The organism is Bellilinea sp., from assembly GCF_034432615.1.
GTDB lineage: Bacteria > Chloroflexota > Anaerolineae > Anaerolineales > Anaerolineaceae > Bellilinea.
The window spans coordinates 1-4,058 of sequence record NZ_DAOUBL010000202.1; the positions used below are offsets into that span (position 1 = coordinate 1).

Below are 4,058 nucleotides of genomic sequence, written 5' to 3' on the forward strand. Positions count from 1 at the left end.
CCGGCCGCCCAGATCAAGGTGCGGCTGGGGATGATTTCGCCACTTGCCAGCTCGATGCGTTGACCATCGTAGGATTGGACGCGCGCACCAAGTCGCACCTCCACCCCTTTGCGTTGCAGGACGCGAAGAGCGGCTTGGCGCAAGTCGGGCGGCATGGCAGGCAGCAGGTAATCGGCTGCTTCCAGCAGCAACACCCGCGCTTCAGAGACATCGAAACCGGGAAAATCGCGGGGCAGCGCCAGGCGGATTAATTCCGAAAGAGCGCCGGCCATTTCAACCCCGCTGGGTCCACCGCCGGCTACGGCAAAGGTCAACAATGCCCGGCGGCGGTTGGGGTCGCTTTCGCGGCTGGCGCGTTCGAACAGGGTCAGCACGTGGTCGCGGATGCTGTCCGCATCGGCAAGGGTTTTCAAACCAAAGGTATGGGCAGCCAGGCCATCCTGCCCAAAGTAGTGCGTCTGCCCGCCGACTGCCAGGATGAGATAATCGTAGGACACTTCCCCGGCGCTGGTCAGCAAGCGGCGGTTGAGCAGGTCAACCTGGCGAACTTCCGCCAGCAGAAAACGGGCGTTCTTCTGACGGCGCAGTACGGCGCGCACCGGGTAGGCAATATCCGCAGCCGAAACACCGGCAGTAGCAACCTGATAAAGCAGCGGCTGAAAGAGGTGGTAATTGTTGCGGTCAATCAGGGTCACCCGCACGGGCAGGCGCGCCAGCCGGCGGGCGGCGCGTAGCCCGCCGAAGCCTGCGCCGACAATGACCACATGGGGGAGTGCAAATTGGGTTGTTTTCATCGGAAACTCCTTTCTCGAGTCCGTTTATTTGTGAAAGTTATAACTATCACTATTATACCCTTTATTATCCGAATTGCAATACTTTGTACAAAATTACACAAACTTGACTTTTCATCTGATAACGCCCCTCTGCCTGATGGCTTTCTCAAAGTCCCCTGACTATTCTGTCAGTTTGTTTCCATTTCACTTTGCGTCCCTTACGCCGCAGGGTTGAATAAAAAGGTGTTCCTTTTTTTGCCCGTGGAAAGGCAACAATCACCCCCCCTTCCCCGCCGAGCAACCGCATTGAACTTGACGCCGACACAGCCCGGCACGGGTCACACTCCTCGCCCCCCTTCCCCGCCGAGCAACCGCATTCAACTTGACGCCGACACAGCCCGGCACGGGTCACACTCCTCGCCCCCCTTCCCCGCAGAGAAACGCTTTAAGCGAACATGTCAGCCTTGCGGGGAAGGGGGGCATGGGGGGTTGGGGCGAGCGGACAGGTTGTTTTCTCGCGCTTGCAGGCTGTGGTTTGACCATTTTTGACTTTGAGGAAGCCGTGCCCCTTGCTCAGCCTCGATTGAAATACAAAATTTGAATTTGCCTTTCGCTCAACCGTTATTCGGCGGGCATGTAAAATACCGATTCATTCTTCTCAAAACAATACCGGCAACGCCTTCAACCCGCGAATCACATAACCGGGGCGGTACTCCACTGCTTCCTGCGCCAGCCGCAGGTTGGGCAGGCGTTCCAACAGCGCCTGCACCGCCACCTGCATCTCCAAACGCGCCAGCGGTGCGCCAACGCAGTAGTGAATGCCCATCCCAAAGGTCAGGTGCGGGTTATCGCTGCGGGTGATGTCAAAGCGGTGCGGGTCGGGAAAGCGCGCCGGGTCGCGGTTGCCGGCCGCGTACAACAGGGCAACCTGCCCGCCTTTGCGGAGCCCATTCCCTTTGTATTCCATATCCTCGCGCACCCAGCGGCGGAAGAGCTGCAGCGGACTATCGTAACGCAGCATCTCTTCCACGGCAGATTTCAACAGGTGCGGGGAGCGGCGCAGCAAAGCATACTGGTCGGGGTGGTGGAAGAGCGCCAGCATGCCGTTGGCAATGGCGTTGACGGTGGCTTCATGCCCGGCGTTCAGCAGCAGAATGCAGGTGGCAATCAACTCATCCTCGCTCAGACGGCTGCCCTGCTCTTCGGCGGCGACCAGCGCGCTGATCAGGTCATCCTGCGGCTGCAATTTGCGCTCTGCAGCCAGCCCGCGCAGGCAGGCGGCAAATTCGGTCACCGCCCGGTTGGCGCAATGGGCGTCCTCAGGCGAAGGGGACAATTCGTACATCGCCACAATCCGGTTTGACCACGGACGCAGCCGGGGACGGACTTCCTGCGGCACGCCCAGCAAATCGGCAATCACCAGAACCGGCAGCGGCTCGGCAAAATCGGCCAGCAAATCCATCTCGCCGCGCTGAACAACCTCATCCAGCAGGCGGTGGGCAGTGCGTTCGATCAGCGGCCTGAGCGCTTCAACCCGCGCCGGGGTGAAGGCTTTGTTGACCAGCCCGCGCAGGCGGGTATGGTCGGGAGGTTCTTTTTCCATCAGGGAGTGGGCGTGCAGCCATCCGAAGGGAGTGCGCGGGTCGGGTTTGGCAGCCCCGTCCAGATCGCGCCCAAGGCGGCGGTCGCGCAGCAGCGCGGCAATATCCTCATACGCGCTGAAGAACCACAAATTCCACTCGGCATCGTAAAGAATGGGCTGAGCAGAACGCAGCCGGTCATAGAAGGGGTACGGGTCTGCAATGAATTGCGCCGAAAGCAAGTCAATTCCCAAAGCCCGCAGTGAGTTGGTCACAACCTCACCTCCAAATTCATCCAAGGATGCTCTGATTATTATATCCGGGCTAGCGCATGGTTGTTATCGCTGTATCAAAGTTCCTCGACAACCCGATCATTTTGTTTCCATTTCACCCATCCTTCCTTCCGCCCTTGAAAAGACATTTTACTTCCGCTGATTCGCAAGGCGCAATCGCGGTTCGCACTCATCACTCCCCTTCCCCGAAGCGAAACATCGTTGAACTGGACGTCAACACGGACGCAGCCCGGCGCGGGCCACACTCCTCGCCCCCCTTCCCCGTAGAGAAACGCCGTTGAAATGGACGCGGACGCAGCCCGGCGCGGGTCACACTCTCGCCCCCCTTCCCCGCACAGAAACGCCGTTGAAATGAACGCGGACGCAGCCCGGCGCGGGTCACACTCTCGCCCCCCTTCCCCGTAGAGAAACGCCGTTGAAATGAACGCGAACGCAGCCCGGCGCGGGTCACACTCTCGCCCCCCTTCCCCGCACAGAAACGCCGTTGAGCGAACATGACAGCCTTGCGGGGAAGGGGGGCATAGGGGGGTTGGGGCGAGCAGATAAATTGTTTTATTGGCGTTGCCAGCCTGTGGTTTGACCATTTTTAACCTTGAAAAAGCCACGGCTGGGCTGCACATTTCCTTGACAACCCCTTGCCGTAAGGCTATACTATAGATGCTTGAACACGGGGAGCCCGGCGCACCGGGCTGAGAGGAGGGCTGAAACCGCCCTCGACCCGCTGAACCTGATCCGGGTAATGCCGGCGGAGGGAGAAAATACACCGCTTGCGATGTCTTCCCTCCTCACCGGCGAGGAGGTTTTTTGTTGTGACCACCACACGAGCAGTCATTTTTGCCAACGGCGAACTGAAGGATGGCGAGGCCGTCCGCCGCTGGCTGCGCCCCGACGATTATCTGATTGCGGCTGACGGCGGGCTGCGCCACCTGCAAAGGCTGGGCCTGCAGCCCCACCGCCTCATCGGCGACCTCGATTCGCTCACGCCGGAAGAAGCGGCTGCCCTGCAAGAAGCCGGCGTGCAGGTTGAACGCCACCCCGCCGAAAAGGACGAAACCGACCTCGAACTGGCAATCCAGTACGCACTGCAGCAGGGTTACCGGCAAATGCGCATCGTGGCAGCCCTCGGCGGGCGGCTCGACCAGACCCTTGCCAACCTGGCTCTGCTGGAAATGCCCGGCCTGGAAGGGGTGGATGTCCGCCTGGATGACGGGCAGGAAGAAATCTTCATCATCCGCGATCAGGCGGTGGTGGAAGGCGCCGCGGGGGATACCGTCTCGCTGCTGGCCATGAACGAATGCACCAAAGGCATCGTCACCAGCGGATTGAAGTACGCGCTGAACCATGAAACGCTGTGTCCCAACCGCACGCGCGGCATCAGCAACGAGATGACCGCCGAGCGCGCCGAAATCCGC

Annotated in this window: 4 protein-coding genes and 1 riboswitch; of the genes, 1 reads left to right on the top strand and 3 read right to left on the bottom strand. The window is 60.3% G+C overall.

Going from position 1 to position 4,058, the window contains the following annotated elements:
- From VAE48_RS09230 to VAE48_RS09240, 3 genes are all read right to left on the bottom strand, one after another.
- Positions 1-794, bottom strand: a 794-nt coding sequence (locus VAE48_RS09230) for an NAD(P)/FAD-dependent oxidoreductase (RefSeq protein WP_322793037.1), incomplete at its 3' end; no start/stop codon positions are given.
- 637 nt (positions 795-1,431) lie between these two features.
- Positions 1,432-2,628, bottom strand: coding sequence for a cytochrome P450 (locus VAE48_RS09235; RefSeq protein WP_322793038.1), 1,197 nt, complete (start codon positions 2,626-2,628; stop codon positions 1,432-1,434).
- A gap of 190 nt (positions 2,629-2,818) precedes the next feature.
- Positions 2,819-3,142: a hypothetical protein gene (locus tag VAE48_RS09240; RefSeq protein ID WP_322793039.1), complete on the bottom strand. Its 324-nt coding sequence runs from the start codon at positions 3,140-3,142 to the stop codon at positions 2,819-2,821.
- A gap of 162 nt (positions 3,143-3,304) precedes the next feature.
- A riboswitch (TPP riboswitch) is annotated at positions 3,305-3,416 on the top strand.
- A gap of 39 nt (positions 3,417-3,455) precedes the next feature.
- Between VAE48_RS09240 and VAE48_RS09245 the strand changes: the two genes are divergently transcribed.
- A partial coding sequence (locus VAE48_RS09245) for a thiamine diphosphokinase (protein WP_322793040.1) occupies positions 3,456-4,058 on the top strand: 603 nt, incomplete at its 3' end.

What these genes read in the sequence shown, in the direction of transcription:
- VAE48_RS09240 (WP_322793039.1), bottom strand. Translation starts at nt 3,142, where the DNA reads ATGTTCGCTCAACGGCGTTTCTGTGCGGGGAAGGGGGGCGAGAGTGTG.